This is a genomic window from Paenibacillus sp. FSL H3-0457 (assembly GCF_037981725.1).
Taxonomy (GTDB): domain Bacteria; phylum Bacillota; class Bacilli; order Paenibacillales; family Paenibacillaceae; genus Paenibacillus; species Paenibacillus amylolyticus.
Genome location: NZ_CP150283.1, coordinates 2,212,961 through 2,233,559, shown reverse-complemented (window position 1 = coordinate 2,233,559; position 20,599 = coordinate 2,212,961). Strand labels below are relative to the sequence as shown.

The following is a 20,599-nucleotide window of genomic DNA, read 5'->3' as shown; positions in this document are numbered from 1 at the left end:
GCTGCAGGTTGTGTAACTTGTCGATCATAGATTCTATCCACTGGAAACCGAAGAGAACATGGTTTGTCTGAAACAGATTCGTACCATGCGGTACAAGAGTGTCTGTTCACTGCTGAAGAAGTTTACGCAATCGGGATTCCGAATCCAGCTTCGGACAACTGTCACAATACCCATGTGTATGACTTCCGTCTCCAACCAGATAAGCCAAACAACAATATCGGCGTAGCAGGAACGGAGGTCCCTGCCACCCGGAATGTTCGAAGCGCTGCAGCTCATTGGCAAATGTACATGCATTATCGTTTTGCCGATCCAGCCAGAGGCTTTGATCTTCTTGAATCTTTGCAAGCCGTTCATCTGTCTTCCAAATGCTCTGATCATTGATCATACGTGCATACAATTGTTGCACATTATGGGCAACCAGAGACCACATGACCTTATCGCTCGCTCTTGTAGCGACGGCTACCGCTCGCAGGACAGGTTCCAGATGTAGCAGCACTCTTTTCTTGAGCAAGCCACTCTCTGACCTGCGCTGAACAGGATCTTCACCCTCCAGAGAGGTTCTCTCCAGCAGAGTCTCATATCGCATGCCACCTGCACCATTCAATTCAAACCGCACATCATCGTCTGCAACGCTAAGTATAGTATCGTATAGACTGAATGCTGAAATTACGGACATCACGAATACGGAGTAACGTTTGGCAAAAAGTGTACCGACGGCCGCACTTCCTCTTCCGCCCAATTGAAGCCCTTGCTGCATAGCCTGTTCACGCAATATCAAGTTTCGTTTCTCTTCATTCAGCAGATCCTTCACACGGAAAGGATACTTGGAATCATCGCAGTCCACTTGGATCGTCGTCACAAAAAATTGCTGTAACACTTCCGACATCTCTGAATAATCATGTCTTGGATAATGTCTCATCTATTGAATCATCTCTTCAACTTCGTTGATAATCTCGCTTCGCCCAATCGCTCCCCAGCCCTTAAACAACCAGAACGAGTCTGTCGTATAGACCTGATCTGCACCGACAGCCGGCACTGCCTTCCAGAGTGAGCTTGCGTTGATGTTGTTTACATACTCATCGGCATTCGGGTCAATCTCCAGAACTACGAAATCAGCATCCACATCTGCAATTTTCTCCATGGACAAATCCTCACGTTGTTCGGCAGGTGTCACAGTCGTTGGCACAAATCCAAGATCATGATACAAAAGTGTGTTGGTTGGATGTCCTTTTGCCGCGTAAATTTGTAAGGTCTTCTCTCTTACACGCAGATAAGCCAACTTTTTTTGATCCAGTTGTTCGATCTTCGCTTTTAATTGCTTCGCCTGCTGCTCTACCTCGGCTATCTTTTCTTTTGCCAGATCCACTTTGTTGTACATCCCGGCAATGGTCAACAGATCCTGTGTCCAATATGTTGTATCATCAACAAAATCCAGCCATTCAGTACCAAGTACAATCGTCGGAGCGATTTTCTCCAACTGATCATACGTACTCTCCGCAGTTCGACTCTCAATAACGATGACATCCGGATCAATCTGAAGGATAGCCTCCAGGTTAGGACTGTCTGCAGACCCTACCGTTGGAATGCCGGCAAGCTGATCTGCAAAGTAAGGCAAATAATCTCCTCCGTAACGAACTTCTACATTAACGCCTGCTGGTTTCTCACCAATCGTCAACATGTGATCGATGTAAGCAGCAGATAATACCACCATACGCTCTATTTTTTGCGGTACAACCGTTGTTCCTTTAAGATGCTCAATCGTTTGCGTACCACTCTCTTCCACAGGTGTATCCTGTTGCGGAGGCGTTGCTTCTGTTACTTCTGATGCCTTGCTACATGCCGTCAGAACGAGCACAAGCAGGGCCAACAGTATCATCGTTGTTGCTCTCTGTCTTACCATTTGTAGTAAATCCCCTCTACTATTTAATAATAATAATCATTATCACTATAGTAGGGAAAAGCATACAGGCTTACCATGGATTATTCCACTCTCTTCTCTTGCACAATATCACCGTAAGGTAACCCCAAGTTGCTCTGCCACATATCGCATGGCCCACATGCGTCCGGTGGGACCCAGCGTTTTGAAAAAAATATCTCCTGCATTATATACATGGCCTTCTTGAACAGCCTTTAATGCCAACCATGCACTGGATTGCTGTAATTGCCTCAGTTGAGCACGTGCGTCTTCTGTGGGATCGACCATTACAAACACATGATCCGCGTCGTATAACTGCAAATCGCAAACTTTGCTCTCTACAGCCCACTGTTGTTCCGGAAAATCACGAGGCAAATAAAATCCCAGATCATCATACAATAGCGCCCCTGTCTGGTTGTTCAATCCATACATTCGGTAGAAATGAGAAGTCACCCGGATGAACATGGCACTCTGTTTCCCCCACCTCGATTGAATGCGTCCTCGAAGAACCCGGCTCAGTTCAGCATGTTGTTCTATCCACTGTACGGCCTGTTCGGTGCGACCCATAATGTCCGCCATATACAGAAGCCTCTCGCCAAAATGGTTGGTATGCTCCAGCATGGTGGTAGGCGCGATACGATTCAGGGAGTCATTTGGCTCCAAACGATCACTTGTAATGATCAGGTCCGGTTGGACTCGCCTCAAATCATCATAGTTCTGATTGAAGCTATCCAGAATAAGTCCCTGATGACTGTGTGCTTGAAGCGCAGGTATGGCAACATGACGAGCCACCCTCTGACCATAGGATAAAGCGGATACTGGCCTCAAACCGAGCGTTATCACATAATCGTCCAACCCGTAATACAAGGTGGCAATGCGATTCACTTTATTTTTCATATACAACGTTGGGGCGATTCCTTCGTTTTTCTTGAAAACTCTGCTGAAATAGTGCTCGTCCTTATAACCCACTTGCTCCGCAATTTCCTTAATTTTATCTGAAGAAAATAACAGCTGCTTGGCCTTTGCCATACGTAGTTTCAGGATATATTCAATCGGGGTCATATTTAATTGTCGTTTGAATGTTCTTATAAAATGATTCACACTGAGCCCTGCCATGCGGGCCATCTGATCAATTCGAATGTCTTCCCTATACTGATGCGTCATATAATCAAGTGCCAAATCCATCCCCGCCACAGGGGGTGTTGCTTCATTCACGTGCATCATTAACTGAATCAACAACTGATGCAAAAGATGTTTCCTGCGCGTCTTTTCCAGACTCGTAAACGAGTGTTTTCCACTCACCAGGGTATCCATCATCTCCTGAATATCACGTGTAATGGAAGGAACATTAAGCTTGCCCGTCACAGGGAGATCAAATGCCTCGGTATGCCAAGCATTCCGACGCCGGGTAAGTGTAACACAGGAAAATAAAATGATCTGATATCGGACAGGTGCTTCCATATCCGTCTGAAACTCCACATGCATTCCTGGCTTCAACAAAAACCACTCGTCTTGAGATACCGTATGTACAATGTTATCCATAGACAAAGATCCCTTGCCCGCGATGACCCTGCAAATGGCGAACCTTTTCCAGATCCGACGCTGAACAGCCCCCGGATTGCTAGAGTAATGGCAGACGTGAACAGCAGAAAAATGTAGTCGCTCCAGTTGTTTGATCCAATCATTTTCCTCCATGATGACGTCACCTCCCCGTTTGGATCTGATTCTATGTGAACTGATTACACTCTATTTTTCAGCTCCCAATAGTAAATTCTTTATACTATCCAACTGCAACTCCAGTGAATAGGGATCTTCCATGACGAACTCATCCTCTGTACCATCCAAGGAACCATAGGCGTAGACTTGTCCTTTCTGCACAGCAGGCAGACGTTTCCAAACCTCGCTGTTCAGGATCTCTTTGGCGTCCTCACTACCCGAACCATATAAGAAGATATGATCTCCCATATACTCAGGCAGTACTTCAAGGGAGATCGTCTCGAATCCATCCTTCATTTCGAGTGCTTGCTGAGTTGGAGGCAGTTTCAGCATCTCATAGATCGTGGAACTACCATAGTTCCCGCCTTCTGCACCAAGTACATACAACGCTTTGTACCCTATTTGTATGATGGATACAGTCTCGCCTTCTTTAATTACACCATCAATCTGCTTCTTAGTCTCTTCGATATTCTCTTCATATGTCGTGATCCATTGCTCTGCTTCCTTCTCTTTTCCAAAAACACCAGCAATCCGGCGCAGCTTTTCCAGTGGACCAGAAGTTTTATCGCCTTCCCAATAAGGTAAAAAGACGGTCGTTGCAATTTTTTCGTAATCCTCAATATTTTTATCAATGGAACCGATGATGAGATCCGGCTCAAGTGACACTAACTTCTCCAGATTCATTGGGAACTCTCCTCCCAAATCCTCAATACCCGCTATAACATCAGCAGCAATGCCAGACTTTTCAATCCATCCTTCGTTCAGCATAAATGTTCTTACACCAACCGGTACTATGCCCAGTTTCAGCAGGTAGCCCATATATTGATCTGAAGCAACACGCTGCGGATTGGCCGGGATTACCACATCTCCCCTCATTGTAGAGACGGTCCGCGTCTCCGGCTGTGCAGTCGATTTCCCTGCCTCCGTTGCCTGGTTACCCGATTGTGTAGTAGTCGCATTGGTCTCTGTTTGCGTACCACTTGCAGACGGCGCTGGACTGGAACAGGCCGTGAGCAATAGCGTGAGACACAACATCATGCTTAGTGCTGTCATTTTGAATTTTCCTTGCATTATTAATTCCCCTCCAACACTCTTTTGATATTGATAATCAATATCATTATATAGATGGGAATGTAACGAATGAAGGGCATTTTCTTGCATTACACTGGGCAAATCTTGCTTGTTGTTCAATACCAATGGGTGTTTCGACTTGTTTAACCGTTGGCTTACTCCTTTTTTGTAGCGAATTGGAGAAAGCCCTTTTATTTTTTTGAAGCTACGGCTCAGTGAATGTGCATCCGGATAGCCGATCTGTTCTGCAATCTGTTGCAGCGTTGCACTGGTATGCACCAGAAGATGTGCGGCCCTCTCCATTCGAATCTGTCCAAGATACTGGATGGGACTGATGTTTAACTTTTGTTTGAACAGCCTCGACAAGTGCCCCACACTGCATTCCATTGCTTCTGCCATTACGTCAAGAGCTATGGGCTCATGGAGATGAGCATTCATATATTCAATAGCCTGTGTGACCGTATCCGGTTTATGTGGCTGAATGGATTGTTCGTGTAAGTCTGTCAATAAAAGATATACCCATTGATGAAATAAGGTTTTGGCATGTAACTTTGCAAGCTTAGTAGACTGCTCCCACTCCTGTTTCAATTCCTCCATACACTGATACATGTGTAGCGGACGGGTTGGTACAAGTGCATATTGGTCCTGAAACGGACGTTCATGGTCCATCAGATACTGAATTTCCATCCCACAGGGCAAGGCTAGGATGGCTTTGTACAAAATCATATAATACGCCACGCCCGAATCCGTCTCCATGTTTAAATACGCCTGCTTGCCTCCATGAATGATGTGGAATCCCTCCACGATGTATCTGTGTTGATCCATTCGTATCCGTGCACTTCCGTCGGTGATATATAAATAGGTACTTGCTGGTAGTTGATAATTCTTCAACTTCTCCCCAGGATGCAAAGCGTTTTGGCGTACATCCAGTATTTTGACAAAAACATGATTCCACAACCTGATGTGATCATTCAAATTCATATCCGCTGTACTTTCCCTCCCGCCATATTACATCGACATACCTTCTTGCTGCTCTTATGACTGCCTGTAATTTTCGCTCATTATGTATATTTCATTTCATTATAAATCAATTGATAACAATTCTCAATAACATGCACAATCAATATTAACTTATCCATTTGGACAACATATTTGGACTGCAATGTATACGTAGCGGGATAATAACGCTAGAATCAGCAACATTTTCTAACCTGTTGCAAAATCATAAAAGGCATGATATATTAATTGAGCCATCAATGATTGACGCATCAAATATTGATACATCAATGATTCGAGAGCATCCAAATAATCATTAGGCAATGGCATTGTATACTGCAACATTAATCATTGGTTAACATACGCCGTTGTTCATGATTCAGATTCACCCGGGAGGTCTAGTCATGACACGTATTGTTTCCAAAGAAGAACAAATCATCAATCTGTTGAACGTGTTGGGTAACAAACTCAGTCCCAAGTTCGAACGCTGTACAGGTATCAGTTCCTCTCGCTTTGAAATTCTGCATGAGCTGGATCAGGTCGATGAGATTAACCAATCCATGTTGCAGAAAATCATTAACATTGATAGTGCTGCGATTACACGCCACTTGAAACAGCTTGAGGCGGACCTGATGGTTACAAGACGTAAGAATCCCGATGATAATCGGGTCACTTTTGTTCGTTTGACGGACCACGGTCGGAAGCAGATTGAAGGCTACAAAGCTGAGAAGACCAATTTTATCAACCAGATTTTACAGGATTTCAGTGAAGACGAAGTTCAATCACTCGCCGATTTCCTGGAACGTATGCAGAACAATTTCTAAACCCATATATAGAGGAGAGATCCATGCATGAGTACAATTCAAAGCAAATTCCAAAAAACCAATGATTTTAACGAAATCACCTACGGTCGTCGTTCTGTTAAACTTTACGATCCTGAAGTGAAAATTAGCCGTGAAGAAATGACTGAAATTCTGTCAGAAGCTTCCCGTGCACCATCTTCGATCAATTTGCAGCCTTGGCGTTTTCTGGTTGTAGATACAACTGAAGGTAAAGAAAAGCTTGCTCCACTTGCGAGATTTAATCAAAATCAAGTGTTGACTTCCTCCGCAGTCATTGGCGTATTCATTGACATGAAAAACGCGGAACATATGGAAGAAATTTTTGGCAAAGCCGTAGAACTCGGTTATATGCCACAAGAAGTTAAAGATATGCAACTATCAAAAGTATTGCCTTATTATGAAAATATGCCTGCTTCCGCTATTCGCGAAGTTAATATGATCGACGCTGGACTTGCTTCCATGCAATTAATGCTTGTAGCACGTGCTCACGGTTATGATACTAACCCAATCGGTGGTTACGAAAAAGATCAAATTGCAGAAGCATTTGGCATGGACAAAGAGCGTTATCAAGCGGTTATGTTGATCTCGATCGGTAAATCGGCCAAAGAAGGTCACCCATCCTACCGCCTGCCTGTAGAAACAATCACAACTTGGGCATAATATCAGGGACGGTTTCCCTGTAAGTCACGATTATATGATCAATAAGCATACATTCTTAACACATTCCAAACAAACACAATATGGAGGTTTTACATTATGATTATCATTCACGCTCATCTGCAAGTTAAACCGGACCAAGAGCAAACATTCCTCGCAGCTGCGAAAGAACTGATTGCTGCAACACGTCAAGAAGAAGGTAACATCAGCTACGATTTGGCAAAAAGCACAGAACGCGAACAACAATACACGATGATCGAGCTGTGGAAAGATGAAGCTGCTACAGCTTCCCATAACACAAGCACGCATTTCCAAGCTTTTGTTCAACAAGCAGCAGCATTCATGGCCGCTCCAATGAACGTTGAAGTATTTGCTGGAGAACAAGTTAAAGCTTAATAGCGCTTTAACTGCCGTGCGTATTTAACATGTGAAGAAGCCGCTCTTGGTCATATGACCGAGGGCGACTTTTTAGTTTCCTTTTGAAAATAAGTCACTTCAACAAAAAAACACGCCAATTAAGGCGTGTTTTCTTCACTCATTGAAGAGGCATTGAACAATTGAACATGGACTACACTATCCGAGCAGGAGTAATGCTTTGCGGATTGTTAAACACATTTTTCGGGTCATACTTGGCTTTGACTCTCCGCAGTCTGGCATAGTTGGCTCCATAGTACACTGGACCGGAATTCTTGATCCCTTGGTCTGGAACGTTGATATAGGAACCCACAATGTATGGTTGCAATTTCTTGCGAGTATTACGAGCGAGTGCGATATTTTTGGCGGCATGGGATGGTTTGAGCCACGTACTGGTCCATTCCACATAGAACTTCTCTTTACGCCAGAAGAAGGCGGTTGATCTAGGTGATTTACGACTTACTGCTCCGCCCCAGTTGAGGAAATAGAATCCGCCTGGCCCCTCTTCCAGGTTCTCCAAGAATGCGCGCATCGATTTGATGGCTTTGTCGGGGAATGGTTTTCGTCCAAAACCGGACGAGAACTGGTTGCTATACCGTTGAGTCTCGGTTGGATCAGGTTGTAATAAAAACTTCACAACTTCCGTGTAAGGTAACAAACGAACAATGGAACTTGTCGGTGTGCCAACACTCGTAATCGGCTGCAATAGACGGAGAGCCTCTGTTTTTGACCCTAGGAAAAGCCCCTCCATGACGACATTGCCACCCTTTTTCGGTCCGATGGACAACTCGCTGCCCAGTCTTGTATCCACAGAGGGAGCCCACCTCTGCCATACTTTGAGTACCTTTTCGAATTGAGCCCATGGCCAGGTGATTTTAAATACAGTTGCTTTCGCTGGAGCACGGCGCACTTTGAATTTGTAGCGGGTGTATACTCCGAAGTTACCACCGCCTCCTCCACGCGAGGCCCAAAAGAGATCCGAATTACGATTTTTATTGGCCCGAATCACTTTTCCTTTGGCGTCCACCATCTCCACCTCAAGCAGGTTATCACTGATAAGACCGATGGTACGCTGGAGAGGCCCAATTCCCCCACCTAATGTAATTCCACCGATTCCTACAGTAGGGCTGTCACCAAAAGGAGCTATGAAACCTTGCTTGGCAAGGGTATTTGCAATTCTTCCCACTCGGTTTCCTGTTCCAACAACAACCGTTCCATTTTTTTTATCAAGCTTGATGGAATTCAGATCACTCACATCAATCACGATACCGCCATTCACCTGTGAAAGATTCACTTCAAGCGCATGTCTGCCGCTCCGCGGCCTGATCGGTACATTGTTTTCACGAGCCCATCGGATAGCATTGGATACATCCTTCGTCCGTTGGGCAAATACAAACACTTTGGGAAATTTGTCCGTATGCGGGTCCCAGTTCTTGCGCGCCGCTTCATATCCCGGATCTCCTTTATAAATAACCCGTCCGGTAAGCTTTGTTGATGATTTCACACGTCCCACTCCCTGCTGAATAATTGTCCTACAGCCTCTGCTGCATCAAGCACTTTATACTGTATGACGGACATTCGCGGAGGGAATGGGCTGTTGCCCTTAATTTCAAGGTTCATGTTTCAGAGGAATCAATTCTGATTAACTTACGCGCTTCCTGTTCTTTTTCACCATACCAGACGAGCACATCGGCAAACAGATCCATGATGCGAACAAAGTTCTGCTTATCCACTTCTGAAATCTGATCTGCATACTTGAAAATCTCATCAAAACAAAGCTCCCTTACAAATTCGGTATACTTCGCATATACCTCGCGACCTTTCTCCGAAGGTTTGACGTATATGTCTTTGCGGTTGCCGCTTAAATGAAATTTTTCGAGCAGCCCTTTTTCCGTCAGATTCTTCACGTTCTTGGAAAATGTACTGCGGCTTACGCCCAGGCGTGCTGCCATTTCCGACATCTTCTCTTCCTTGTCCTCGGCTTCCAGAATGTATTCCAGCGTCTGAATCTGTGAAGCCGAGAACATCATGTCTGTACCATAACTTCGCTGCAGCTTATACGTGTTTGAGTACGCATTACCGTATTTGATAATTTTCTCAATCAGTTCCCGATGGTCGCCCATCCAATCTAATTTCATGCGTAATCCCTTTCATATTCAGATTCTCTCTTACTCTACTGAAATCAGATTCGTTTTTCAATCCATGTAATTGCTTCTTCAATCACATCATCACGAGTCGGTTCATTAAAGATCTCATGCATCAGATGAGCATAAATTCTGAGTGTTTTATCTGTTGAAGCGATATCGCCGTAAAAGTCACGGGAATCCTTTTCGCTGACCAGTCCATCATTGGCCCCATGCAGTACAAGCACGGGATCTGTAAACTGCTTGGCGTTCTCCTTGAGCCATGTTATTCCATTTCCCAGACTGTTAAATAAATCTACAGAAATCTGTTTTTCAACCAGTGGGTCATTCGCGTAAGCGGATACAACTGCGGGATCACTACATACGCCACTGCCCAGCTCATTAGGGAAATACGTGCCTGTAGGAAGATCCATCGGCAGTTCTCCGGCAACTTTTGTATTGTAACGAGTGAGCGCTCCGGATAGTACGATGCCTTTGACCTTGCCTGGATATTTCGTTCCAAAGGACGAGGTTGCAAAACCGCCCATACTATGTCCGATGACAAACAGCGGAAGATCGCCGCTCTCTTGCAATGCCGCCTCGACAATGACATGGACATCTTCAATAAGATGATCAAACTTTTTATAGAACGTACGCTGTCCCTCGGATCTGGCATGACCCCGATGGTCGAAGCGATACACGCTAAACCCACGCTGATTCAGCTTCTCTGTCAAATAATCGTAGCGCCCTGCATGTTCAGCTAGTCCGTGAACAATAACGACAGCGGCTTTTGCATCACTAACTAAATTTTTACTAGAATATAGCCGAGTACCGTCAAAAGATTCGATTGTTGTTTCAATTATACTCATAATATTTCCCATCCCTCTCGTTACGCTCAAGCACCAAACAATTAAAATTCTTTAGCACAGGGCGTTATTCGTGTACTTAAGAATGAAGTCCTTATAATTATATTTGATAAGAACAATATTGTTTCTTATAGAAATAATATTATCACCGTCGGCATCCCTTGTCTATATTAAATTAAAACGCTTACACAAAGACTATGTCATACCTTTGGCATCATTCCTGATCTGCTGTATCGAGTCGATTTACAGCTTCATGCACGCACGCGGACTAAGCTACGCATTCGCTACCTGAACAATCCATAACGAAAAAAACGCCATAATATATTTCGTAATGACGTCTTTTTCGTTATGGTACCTAGGGGATCAAACCCCTGACCTTATCGCTGTCAGCGGATCGATCCTCTTCTGATCGTTAACAGAAATGCGGAGAAAAGCCATCTGTGTCATCAGGCAATAATTTTATGCTCTACCACCCTGTAAACAACGGCTTCGGACTCACATGCGTAGGAAAGAGCGGCAATACTTCCTCTGCCAACTCCTGAATCACCTCAGCAGGAGGCCGACTCGAAAAATGAATGCCTAGTGCAGCATGATTAACTCCCACCGCTCGCCATTCCTCCAAAAGCTGAATCAAACCTGCCCGACCTGTACGTAATATGTATCCGCCACGAAGCGGTGTTCGCGGATAATTGGCATCTTCCACAAGATCAATCCATTCGTTGGTCATATGCGGCTTGAACATGCCATTAGGTATTTTTTCACGCCAAGCACTAATCTTATGGCCAAGCATCTGAGGACCGGATTCGTTTGCCGTTGCTTCGGGATACGTAAGCCAGCCGTCACTGTTCTTCGCAATCCAATCTAAAGACTGCCTGCTTGAGCCTGTCACAACGAGCGGAATACCACCAGCTGCTGGTTTCGGGAGTAATTCAAGCCCTTTCAATTGACCAAGAGAAGATTGAATTGCGCCAGTTCTATCCTGTATAAGCTCACGGAAAAACTCCACCGTCTCCCGGAATCGCACATCACGATGCTCCCCATCTATCCCATATGCCGGAAACTCAGCAGGTCGGTCGCCAGAAGCAATCCCTAACACAAGTCGTCCGCCCGAGAGTACATCAATGGATGCAGCTGCCTTGGCTAAATCAATCGGATGGCGAAGCGTGAAGATCGCGCTTCCTGTTACTAGGGAGACGTTTTGGGTTCTTGCAACAAGATAGGCTAGATAGACAAATGGATCAAATACTTGTCCAGCATCTCCAAAGCCAGGATCATATAGAGGAACATCTCGCACCCATACGGCTGCAAAGTTTCGTTGATCAATGCTTTCCACGAGGTCAGCTTGACCTTTTAGAACATCCATGTGTCCTTTATAAAATTTAAGTGGTAAGAACAGCCCTATTGTTAATTGGTCTGGGGCAAACATACGGCGGAAACCAGGGTGTTGATTGAAGTTTTCCACCGCTTGTGTTGACGGATTTTCTATTCGTTCCATAACATCTATAGGTTTGTTCATTCCTTCTCCTCCTACAACAAAGTAATCCAGTGCACTGATATCTTTTCAATTCGACCGGAACTGATATAATTGTAACCATCGATTGACCCCATAAGTAGTGACAACTCTCAACAAAATCATAGGGTCAGTTCTGGCAACGAGGAGGATTAGCATGATTGAGTTGACATTATTGTTGAACAGAGAGTCTGGAGACCCGTTATACTCTCAGCTTTATCACTATATTAAGAAAGATATTTTGAACGGAAAGTTATCAGCCGATACTCGACTTCCCTCTATTCGCTCACTATCCAGCCACCTCCACATTAGCCGTAATACAGTGGATATGGCGTATCAACAGTTATTAGCCGAAGGTTATGTCCAGAGCAGACCTAGAAGTGGCTTATACATAATGGATTTGAAGCTGGAAGCATTGCCCTTGTCCCATGTAGTGAGTAAGGATTGGTTGGAAAACAGTATTCAGGATAGCCCAGAGATTCGATACAATTTTCGTTATGGTGACGTAGATGCTGAGCATTTTCCATTTGCTACTTGGCGCAAGTTATCCAATCAGAGCTTGCTCCAGAACCAAATGAAGTTGTTCTCTTATGGGGATCCTCTTGGAGAACCGGGACTTCGATCTGAAATTGCAAATTACCTGCACAGCTCTAGGGGAGTAAATTGTTCACCTGATCAAATTATAATTGGAGCTGGTGTTCAATACCTGCTCGGTGTGTTATCTGGATTAATAGGTAACGTTAGTCATGGTATCGCGATGGAAGACCCGGGATATGACGGTGTTCGGACGGTTTTTCAACATAAAGGTTTGGACATTCACCCGATTCCGCTGGAAGCAGATGGACTTCATATCCATAAGTTATACAAAAGCAATTCCCGCATCGTCTACATTACACCGTCACATCAGTTCCCCTATGGAATGGTCATGCCGCTGGCCAAGAGAATGCAATTACTGAAATGGGCAATAGATCAGAATGGGATCATTATTGAGGACGATTATGATAGTGAGTTCAGATATGTCGGCAAACCGATACCTTCCCTGCAAAGCCTGGATACTCAACAGCGAACCGTTTACCTGGGGACATTTTCAAAGTGCCTTCTTCCTTCATTACGTATTGCGTATATGGTTCTACCACATGCCCTGGTAGAGCTACACCGTAAACAAGACTACCGATTATATGATCAAACAGTCTCTCCTTTTCAGCAGAACACCCTAGAGCTGTTTATGAGTAATGGACATTGGGAAGCCCACATTCGCAAGATGAGGAAGGTATATCGACAGAAGCAATTCACACTTATTTCAATGATTCAGAAGATGATGGGTGCTCAAGTTACCATCGTTGGTGAGGATGCAGGACTTCATATTTTGATGCGTGTACATAACGGAATGGATGAACACAAGCTGATTGCTACTGCTGAGAAGGAAGGTGTTCAGGTCTACCCGGTATCCCCCTTTTGGGCGCAACCAGCTCAAGCGGAGCAATCCATGGTTCAGATTGGTTTTGGTGGATTGAGTATTGAGGATATTACAGAAGGTGTATATGCCCTTCACCGGGCTTGGTTTGGGGTCTGAGAACATTCGTGTGGCCACCACCACAAAACCAAACCATTTCCACATCGAAAAAACCCGCTTAACACTCGAAAATCCTTGTGTTAAGCGGGTTTTTACATATGGAATCTAGAGTGATCTATATTTCTTATTTTACATTCTAATCATTCATCTCATCAACAGCAGTCTTACCAGCGATTCGCCCAAAAGTAAAGATATCCGTCAAGGCATTACCGCCTAAACGGTTGCCTGCATGTATACCTCCTGCAACTTCTCCAGCGGCATACAGATGTGCAATCGGCTGACCGTTTTCATCCAATACGCGGGTTTGGGTGTCGATCTTAATTCCGCCCATGGTATGGTGAACTGCCGGTTTTCTAGGTGTGGCATAGAATGGAGACTTCTCGACTTTTAAGCTAAACGTATCCTTATGGAACTCCGGATCAAAGCCCGCATCCACATATGAGTTATACTTATCAATCGTATTTCTAAGAACTTCAGGTTCCATTTTGATTTTCACTGCCAGTTCTTCTATGGTATCGGCTCTGAACAAGGTACCTTCTTCGACTTGACGGTCTATCTTTTCCTGGCTTGTGTTCGCTGCCGTTTTCTTGATCTCGTCATCCGCAATCAGGTAAAATAAACTTCCCTGCTCGATAGCAGCTTTGGTTAAGACATCTCGTCCAGAGAATTCATTAACAAATCGTTCTCCCTTTTTATTAACAATGACAAAGTTTTCAGGAGGTACTTGCAATCCACTGAACAGCTCGCCCGTATCCGGATCGGCTACCGGCATCATTTGAGTGAAGCCCATGCCTGTCAGCGCTGCTCCTGCACTCTTACCAAGCGATATTCCATCACCAGTCATCGCATAGGAATTTGTTGTTTTGATATCATCGTCAATATGGCTCCAGTATGTGTTATATTCCTTGAGCATCTGTGTATTTGCACCAAAACCGCCGCTGGCAAGCACAACGGCTTTGGCATGAATGGTTATGTTCTGACCATTGACACCTGTTGCGATAACACCTGTTATTTTTCCATCTTCGATGATCAATTGTTTGACCGGGCTATCTGTAATAATTTTTCCTGAATGCTCTTCTACATATTTGCTAAGTGCAATGATAAAGGCAGAGCCATAACTTTTGACAGGTTTATGGCCACGACGCCAAAGGGCACCCACTGGAGCAAATACGATACTCTTATCATACTCAACCCCGATATCCTCAAGCCACGTTACACTTTCCAAGGCACGGTCTGTAAGTACTTTAACCAGATCGTATTGTCCATAGATCATGCTCCCATTCAGGTCTGTACGTTTGCCCCCAAAATACGTTTGCATTCTGTGAAGAAGTGGGGAGTCGAATAAATAAGCCTTTTCTGTGCCGAACTTATCCTGATACGCAGTAAACTCTTCTTTGAGTGCATGGAAATCATCTACATATTCTGGATGGATCAAGCTCTCATCGGTACTTAACAAATTCTCAATCGTCTGTCTTTCCCCTGGATTCTCAGTGAACTGTTGTTGCCATACAGGATCTGCAGCATTGACAGGACCACCTGAGCGGATCGTATTTCCCCCAACAGCAGGATATTTCTCAAGCACAATCGCACTTGCTCCTTGTTGTAAAGCTGTAGCAGCAGCACTGAGTCCTGCGCCACCTCCACCTACTACGACCACATCACAAATATATTCTTCGTCCTCTTTCATCTGGCTGCTTGCAGGTTTTGGACGTCTTTTCAGAATGTCAGGATTCACTCCGGCAAGTTTAACCGCTTTGGCTACACCATTGATGACAGCATTACTGGTTTCAGAAGCACCTGAGAGAGCATCTACATTCAGCGTCTGTCCCTCAATGATTTTATTCGGAATTCTTACAAAAACAACATCCGCGATGCCTTCGGTTTCACCCTTCGAATCGATATCGATGCTTTCAATTCTATTTTCACTAAAGGATACCTTCATCGGAAGATTGCCACTGTGACCTATAGCATTGATCTCATACACACCGGGATTATAAGTGAATTCTTCTTCTTCGTTCAGCTGATTTGAAATTTTGGCAAACCGAAGGAACCGCAGGAAACATGTTTCCAGGAAATCGATCGTTCCTTCATTGTTCAGGTTGCCTGATTCGTCAAATGCTTTATGTGCGCTACCAAGCAAAAATTCATACCCTGGCATCACGTTAGCTTCGACACCTGGTGCATCCAGGATTTGACGAAGATGCAGTTGTGCACGCGAGGAACCTTGTGTTCCCTGTGACGCACCTATGATCATCACGGGTTTGCCAGCCAGCGGATGGATTTCAAAGCTCAACCATTCCAACAGGCTTTTAAGGGATGAAGGGATGGAATGGTTATATTCTGGTGTCGCAATAATGACACCATCACTTGCGATAATTTTTTCATTAAACGATTGTATAATTACACTGTTTGTTTGGTTATCGGACTGATTAAACATCGGAACATCTGTAATATCGAGGATTTCAATGGCTGCTCTGGACTCAAAATGCTTTTGTATGAATTGAAGCAGCTTGCGATTATACGATTTCTTTGCATTTGTGCCAACGATTGCTATGATTTTCATTGTGATTAGCCCCCTACTCTTGCCAGGAAAATTTTTTCGTTTTTTTCTTCAACGTCCTTTTGGATAACAGTTCCGTAGTGATCTCCGTAAACAAAACAAACTCATTGAAGATTTCGTCAAGCTCGGCCACTTTTTGAGCGTCAATGAGATTACCACTGCTATCAAATGCACTCTGGGATTTTCCCAAAAGAAACTCGCTACTAGGCATCATTCTTGCACCAAGCTCAGGTGAGTCCAGGATTTGTCTAAGATGCGCTTGTGCCCTGGAAGAACCGAGCGCACCATGTGAAGCACCCACAATCAGAACAGGCTTGTCTTTCAAGGTTTGAGTGGTGTAACTGATCCATTCCAGCGCACTTTTCAGAACGGCAGGGATCGCATGGTCATACTCGGGAGTAGCGATAATGACACCTTTCGCTTTAGAGATTTGATCTAATAACTCTTGTACCTTCAAAGGAATATCAACTTCAGCATCCTCTAATTCATCTTTTTCAATAAAAGCAGGCAAATCCTTAATTTCAAACAAGTCAATCTGGGCTTCACTAGCAAAATGCTTTTGCATAAATTGAAGTAGCGTCCGGTTCGTTGACACATCCGAATTCGTGCCCACGATAGCTAAATAGTTCATCGTAATCCCCTCTCTGTCATTCGAGATGATGTTCGTTACTGTCAGGCTCGATTCTTTCGGCCTAACTCTAACATATCAAAGCTCAAATGATCTAATAGTTATTCATTGCAGTTTGATAACTAATTTGTTATAATCACCTCAAATTCAAAGTTTGTTACTTTTTTCACAAGGGGTGAGGAACATGTCTAAGTTAGAATCTCAAGATATCTTGTGTTACATTGACAGCCTATTAAAATACAGCAACTATAGAAGGGCCGCACAATCCCTTTACATATCTCAGCCCTACCTCACAAAGGTTGTCAAGAAAATCGAAATTGAGTTGGGCTGTGAGCTAATCACTCGCAACAAACTTCCGTACCGATTAACCGAGCAGGGGAAAATATATTATCAATACCTAACGTCACTTGAACATAGCTACGCCAAGCTTATAAGGGAAATCTCATATGTATCGGAGATCGACAACAAAGTGTTACGGATCGGCATTCTTCCGAGCCTTGGTTCTTATTTAACGCCCCTTTTTTTACCAGATTTTCTCAAGCTTCATCCTGCTTATAAAATTAATCTTGTCGAGGATTTACCTGAAAAAAATGAGAAACGTCTCCAAAATAATGAGCTGGACTTCTGGATCGGGCAAAATTCAAGCAGTATCTCCCCTAACTTGAACTCGTTTAACTGGGGCAGGCACAGTTACCAGGCCATCATTCCGCGTTGCTGCGAATTATATCAAGAGAATGTTGCAGTCATCCCGGAGGGGACAATTGAGATCAGCACCATTTTGAATCAAAAGCTTATTCTAACGTCCAAAGGTTCGGCAATCCGAAAACAGATTGATCAATTGCTCAGTGTCTATAAGGTACAGCCTAATATCGTTATGGAAAGCAATGAAATCTACACTGTACTCAAGCTTGCAAAGCATAATTTAGGTCTGACTTTTGTGCCTGAAAGCATCCATATCAAGGAGTGCCCTTCGGAATATAACATCTATCCAATCCCTCTAGAGAAGATGAGTCTGGATTATTTTATAGCCCATCATGGAGCAAAAAAGCTGAATAGCGTGGATCATGACCTCATCCATACTTTTCTCAATCACGGACAACAATGTGCAATATAGGAGGCTATCATGAAACCTTTTACGAGAACGATACCGCTTATGGGAACTAACATATCCCTCTATATCAAGGGGACAGATGCTGAAGAGCTTGCCGAGGAAGCCGTGAATATGCTTGTCCATTATGAACAAGTGTTTAGTGCCAACAGTGAGCAATCGCAGCTTGCCATGCTAAAAAAAGAAGCCGCATCACATCCGCTTAGAGTAGACAAGGAACTGTATGATCTTATTAAGATAGGCAAAGAACACAGCCTGAATAAAGATTCATTTTTAAATATTGCGATAGGGCCTTTGATCAAATTGTGGAGAATTGGTTTCCGCGAGGCACATGTGCCGGAGGATACAGAGATTAAAGCAGTGCTGGAACTCTTGAATCCGGAGCATATACAGCTTGACGATGAGCAGCAAACGGTTCATTTATTCAAAAAAGGCATGGAAATCGACCTTGGCGCGATTGCTAAAGGTTATTTTGCCGATCAAGTTATGTCATTTTTCAAGAAAAACGGAGTTACATCAGCTATGGTCGATATGGGCGGCAATGTTCTGGTTCATGGCGATTCTCCCACCGGGTCCAATCACTGGAAAGTTGGAATCCAAAATCCCTTTTTACCTAGAGGAAATGCAGCAGCACTCGTTAGTATACGGGAGCAATCCGTCGTTACATCAGGAATATACGAGAGAGTTTTAGAGAAGAAAGGGGGTCAGTACCATCATATATTTAACAGCGGAACAGGCTATCCAATCGAAAGTAATATCGCTTCTTTAACGATTATTGCGGATAGATCGCTCGACTGCGATATATATACTACAGAATTATTTGGGTTAGATGCGGTCTCCATTATTCATAAAGTTAATAATATGAAGGATATCGAGGCTGCCGTAATCACGACGGATGGAAATCTGGCCTATACCGATAATCTTAGGGGAAAAATCCATCCGATATCAGGGTAAAGTTATGAGATTGTTGATTGGCTACATTTCCGAAAAAGATGGTAGAGGCAACAAGCTAATTTTTCCTTTTTACACAGGTCACTCAGATGACAGAATAACTTTCCTATCGCTGTTATACCCAGATTTTTTTGATTCCCTAGGAGCATCCAAAACCTTTAAAGCTAAAAAAACCGCCATTGAAGGCGGTCTAAAAATGCTCATTCTCTGCAGCTGTTTACAAACCGTATGTATATCAGAGCGTTTCCATCAATTTCTGAATTTTAGATTCAGAAATTAAATATACAGGGCCTAAGATATCCATTTTACCATCCTTTACACGAATAGCACTCTCCTGCTCTGCCGCATAAACATTCATCTGTTCAGATAGTGGAAACAGGTATCCTTTAACAAACGTGCTGTAGTCGCGTCTAGCATGAGATTCATAGGCAAAATGATTAAAGCTCAGACCCTCATAAAACGTAGTTGTTTCATCCTTAGGATTAGTATCAGCCGAAGATATCCATTTTGCAGCCATATTTAATGCACCGGCACTTGCACCGAGGATAACGGCGTTACTGTTCTTAATAATATCGGATAGTTCATATTCCGCCAAAAACTCGTGCTGCTGAACAGGATATCCTCCACACATAAAAATGACAGAAGCGTTCCGAATCAACTGATGAGCCTCTTCTTTCTGCATACGATAATCAATGAAGTGATATTCATCAAAACTAAGGTTAGCCTGCGTTAACCAAGTCCATTCCGTAATATCCTCAAAGTTCACTTGCTCTCCTTCATAATCAGACGGCTTAGCGCTTATCATCACAAGCGATTTTCTATCTGTGATATCCTCATGTAACCGCCCGACCAGCTTTTCTGGAAAAAAATCATTAAACCAACTGAAATAATAGTGAGTACTCAAACGTTATTACCTCCATATGTATAATTGACATGCTCCTATTTTTAAAAATTAAACTTAAAAGACAACTCTCCATTATCATAACATCGAATTGAAAGATGAGAGTAGTTCTATTTCCGAAAAGCAGTATGTCTGTTGCCCTATTCAGAACTGATCATCTTATAGGATAATATAGAGTATATATCAACTTTATATAAGGGATGGGATGACAATGAGTACGCTTCAACCGATTATCCATGTCTTGAAACATTCGTCCGATGAAGACGTCATAGAACAGTTTTTCGAGTACGAGTCGTTAATCTGGATTGATTGGAGAGAAGACGAGGGAGATATCATCCATTACTTTAACGGCCAACTGCCGGAATCTCACCAAATCCAGTGTAAAATTATCCAAATCGACAAACCAAGGGGCGTCGATATCGTGTTAAGTTCGGACGAGCGTACGCTGACGATTCCGTTCGCCGATGATTGGACTGATCGGGACAGTGCCGTTCGGGCTATGGAGGAGATGATCGCTCCCCAATATCAGATTCGATGGTTTATGGAATCCCTGGGCAGTGACACGTTGGCATTTCTATTATTGTCAACGGAGCAGTGGACGGAGTTAGAGAAGCAATTCGGCAAAGAAAAGCTGGAATTCCACTTCCAGCCGATAACGAGCAAGAGCATGATGTTTTCCCTCGACGTGGATGACGTATTCAAATTAATTGAGACAAGGCATAAAGCGCGTACCTCTGAATAGAGAACAAAAACTCTTCCTTGTACACT

The 20,599-nt window shown here is 43.7% G+C and carries 18 protein-coding genes; 7 read left to right on the top strand and 11 right to left on the bottom strand.

Features of this window, described 5'->3' with window-relative positions; genetic code table 11:
• Positions 1-106 precede the first annotated feature (106 nt).
• The 4 genes from MHH25_RS10070 to MHH25_RS10055 all read right to left on the bottom strand — a co-directional run bounded on the left by MHH25_RS10070 (position 107) and on the right by MHH25_RS10055 (position 5,683).
• Positions 107-919, bottom strand: a complete 813-nt coding sequence (locus tag MHH25_RS10070; RefSeq protein ID WP_036609771.1) for a (2Fe-2S)-binding protein — start codon at positions 917-919, stop codon at positions 107-109.
• The gene (locus MHH25_RS10065; RefSeq protein WP_036609773.1) at positions 920-1,900 is read right to left on the bottom strand and encodes an ABC transporter substrate-binding protein; all 981 of its coding nucleotides are present in this window, start codon (positions 1,898-1,900) and stop codon (positions 920-922) included.
• A 108-nt stretch (positions 1,901-2,008) separates the two neighbouring features.
• Positions 2,009-3,610 carry a helix-turn-helix domain-containing protein gene (locus MHH25_RS10060; protein ID WP_340019916.1) on the bottom strand — a complete coding sequence of 534 codons (1,602 nt, stop codon included), beginning with the start codon at positions 3,608-3,610 and terminating at the stop codon, positions 2,009-2,011.
• 51 nt (positions 3,611-3,661) lie between these two features.
• Complete coding sequence (locus tag MHH25_RS10055) at positions 3,662-5,683, bottom strand: AraC family transcriptional regulator (RefSeq protein ID WP_340019915.1); 2,022 nt, start codon at positions 5,681-5,683, stop codon at positions 3,662-3,664.
• A 419-nt stretch (positions 5,684-6,102) separates the two neighbouring features.
• Here MHH25_RS10055 and MHH25_RS10050 point away from each other — a divergent pair, with 419 nt between their 5' ends.
• The 3 genes from MHH25_RS10050 (at position 6,103) to MHH25_RS10040 (ending at position 7,593) form a co-directional block, all read left to right on the top strand.
• The gene (locus MHH25_RS10050) at positions 6,103-6,522 is read left to right on the top strand and encodes a MarR family transcriptional regulator (RefSeq protein WP_036609779.1); all 420 of its coding nucleotides are present in this window, start codon (positions 6,103-6,105) and stop codon (positions 6,520-6,522) included.
• Positions 6,523-6,549: 27 nt separating this feature from the next.
• Positions 6,550-7,200 (top strand): nitroreductase family protein, encoded by a 651-nt coding sequence (locus MHH25_RS10045; RefSeq protein WP_036670026.1) that lies wholly within the window; start codon positions 6,550-6,552, stop codon positions 7,198-7,200.
• Positions 7,201-7,296: 96 nt separating this feature from the next.
• Positions 7,297-7,593 carry a putative quinol monooxygenase gene (locus MHH25_RS10040; RefSeq protein ID WP_340019914.1) on the top strand — a complete coding sequence of 99 codons (297 nt, stop codon included), beginning with the start codon at positions 7,297-7,299 and terminating at the stop codon, positions 7,591-7,593.
• A gap of 172 nt (positions 7,594-7,765) precedes the next feature.
• Here the strand turns inward: MHH25_RS10040 and MHH25_RS10035 are convergent, their stop codons facing one another.
• The 4 genes from MHH25_RS10035 to MHH25_RS10020 form a co-directional block, all read right to left on the bottom strand.
• Complete coding sequence (locus MHH25_RS10035) at positions 7,766-9,115, bottom strand: FAD-binding oxidoreductase (protein WP_036609785.1); 1,350 nt, start codon at positions 9,113-9,115, stop codon at positions 7,766-7,768.
• A gap of 112 nt (positions 9,116-9,227) precedes the next feature.
• Positions 9,228-9,749: a MarR family winged helix-turn-helix transcriptional regulator gene (locus tag MHH25_RS10030; protein ID WP_340019913.1), complete on the bottom strand. Its 522-nt coding sequence runs from the start codon at positions 9,747-9,749 to the stop codon at positions 9,228-9,230.
• Between the two features lie 44 nt (positions 9,750-9,793).
• Complete coding sequence (locus MHH25_RS10025; RefSeq protein ID WP_340019912.1) at positions 9,794-10,603, bottom strand: lysophospholipase; 810 nt, start codon at positions 10,601-10,603, stop codon at positions 9,794-9,796.
• A gap of 463 nt (positions 10,604-11,066) precedes the next feature.
• The gene (locus MHH25_RS10020; protein WP_340019911.1) at positions 11,067-12,116 is read right to left on the bottom strand and encodes an LLM class oxidoreductase; all 1,050 of its coding nucleotides are present in this window, start codon (positions 12,114-12,116) and stop codon (positions 11,067-11,069) included.
• A gap of 151 nt (positions 12,117-12,267) precedes the next feature.
• On the opposite strand from MHH25_RS10020, the gene MHH25_RS10015 reads away from it, so the two are divergent.
• Complete coding sequence (locus MHH25_RS10015) at positions 12,268-13,683, top strand: PLP-dependent aminotransferase family protein (protein ID WP_340019910.1); 1,416 nt, start codon at positions 12,268-12,270, stop codon at positions 13,681-13,683.
• 136 nt (positions 13,684-13,819) lie between these two features.
• Here the strand turns inward: MHH25_RS10015 and MHH25_RS10010 are convergent, their stop codons facing one another.
• Both MHH25_RS10010 and MHH25_RS10005 read right to left on the bottom strand, forming a co-directional pair.
• The gene (locus MHH25_RS10010) at positions 13,820-16,246 is read right to left on the bottom strand and encodes a flavocytochrome c (RefSeq protein ID WP_340019909.1); all 2,427 of its coding nucleotides are present in this window, start codon (positions 16,244-16,246) and stop codon (positions 13,820-13,822) included.
• 13 nt (positions 16,247-16,259) lie between these two features.
• Positions 16,260-16,874 carry an NADPH-dependent FMN reductase gene (locus MHH25_RS10005; RefSeq protein WP_340019908.1) on the bottom strand — a complete coding sequence of 205 codons (615 nt, stop codon included), beginning with the start codon at positions 16,872-16,874 and terminating at the stop codon, positions 16,260-16,262.
• A gap of 181 nt (positions 16,875-17,055) precedes the next feature.
• Here MHH25_RS10005 and MHH25_RS10000 point away from each other — a divergent pair, with 181 nt between their 5' ends.
• Entirely contained in the window at positions 17,056-17,985 is a 930-nt protein-coding gene (locus MHH25_RS10000; RefSeq protein WP_340019907.1) for a LysR family transcriptional regulator, read from the top strand.
• A 9-nt stretch (positions 17,986-17,994) separates the two neighbouring features.
• The gene (locus MHH25_RS09995; RefSeq protein ID WP_340019906.1) at positions 17,995-18,933 is read left to right on the top strand and encodes an FAD:protein FMN transferase; all 939 of its coding nucleotides are present in this window, start codon (positions 17,995-17,997) and stop codon (positions 18,931-18,933) included.
• 232 nt (positions 18,934-19,165) lie between these two features.
• Here the strand turns inward: MHH25_RS09995 and MHH25_RS09990 are convergent, their stop codons facing one another.
• Positions 19,166-19,834, bottom strand: a complete 669-nt coding sequence (locus tag MHH25_RS09990; RefSeq protein WP_036609801.1) for a Type 1 glutamine amidotransferase-like domain-containing protein — start codon at positions 19,832-19,834, stop codon at positions 19,166-19,168.
• A 208-nt stretch (positions 19,835-20,042) separates the two neighbouring features.
• Here MHH25_RS09990 and MHH25_RS09985 point away from each other — a divergent pair, with 208 nt between their 5' ends.
• On the top strand, positions 20,043-20,573 hold the full coding sequence (locus tag MHH25_RS09985) for a hypothetical protein (protein ID WP_340019905.1): 531 nt from the start codon (positions 20,043-20,045) through the stop codon (positions 20,571-20,573).
• The last annotated feature ends 26 nt before the right edge of the window (positions 20,574-20,599 follow it).

Coding starts and splice junctions, on each gene's coding strand:
- MHH25_RS10070 (WP_036609771.1), bottom strand. CDS start 919: ATGAGACATTATCCAAGACATGATTATTCAGAGATGTCGGAAGTGTTA.
- MHH25_RS10065 (WP_036609773.1), bottom strand. CDS start 1,900: ATGGTAAGACAGAGAGCAACAACGATGATACTGTTGGCCCTGCTTGTG.
- MHH25_RS10060 (WP_340019916.1), bottom strand. CDS start 3,610: ATGGAGGAAAATGATTGGATCAAACAACTGGAGCGACTACATTTTTCT.
- MHH25_RS10055 (WP_340019915.1), bottom strand. CDS start 5,683: ATGAATTTGAATGATCACATCAGGTTGTGGAATCATGTTTTTGTCAAA.
- MHH25_RS10050 (WP_036609779.1), top strand. CDS start 6,103: ATGACACGTATTGTTTCCAAAGAAGAACAAATCATCAATCTGTTGAAC.
- MHH25_RS10045 (WP_036670026.1), top strand. CDS start 6,550: ATGAGTACAATTCAAAGCAAATTCCAAAAAACCAATGATTTTAACGAA.
- MHH25_RS10040 (WP_340019914.1), top strand. CDS start 7,297: ATGATTATCATTCACGCTCATCTGCAAGTTAAACCGGACCAAGAGCAA.
- MHH25_RS10030 (WP_340019913.1), bottom strand. CDS start 9,749: ATGAAATTAGATTGGATGGGCGACCATCGGGAACTGATTGAGAAAATT.
- MHH25_RS10025 (WP_340019912.1), bottom strand. CDS start 10,603: ATGAGTATAATTGAAACAACAATCGAATCTTTTGACGGTACTCGGCTA.
- MHH25_RS10020 (WP_340019911.1), bottom strand. CDS start 12,116: ATGAACAAACCTATAGATGTTATGGAACGAATAGAAAATCCGTCAACA.
- MHH25_RS10015 (WP_340019910.1), top strand. CDS start 12,268: ATGATTGAGTTGACATTATTGTTGAACAGAGAGTCTGGAGACCCGTTA.
- MHH25_RS10010 (WP_340019909.1), bottom strand. CDS start 16,246: ATGAAAATCATAGCAATCGTTGGCACAAATGCAAAGAAATCGTATAAT.
- MHH25_RS10005 (WP_340019908.1), bottom strand. CDS start 16,874: ATGAACTATTTAGCTATCGTGGGCACGAATTCGGATGTGTCAACGAAC.
- MHH25_RS10000 (WP_340019907.1), top strand. CDS start 17,056: ATGTCTAAGTTAGAATCTCAAGATATCTTGTGTTACATTGACAGCCTA.
- MHH25_RS09995 (WP_340019906.1), top strand. CDS start 17,995: ATGAAACCTTTTACGAGAACGATACCGCTTATGGGAACTAACATATCC.
- MHH25_RS09985 (WP_340019905.1), top strand. CDS start 20,043: ATGAGTACGCTTCAACCGATTATCCATGTCTTGAAACATTCGTCCGAT.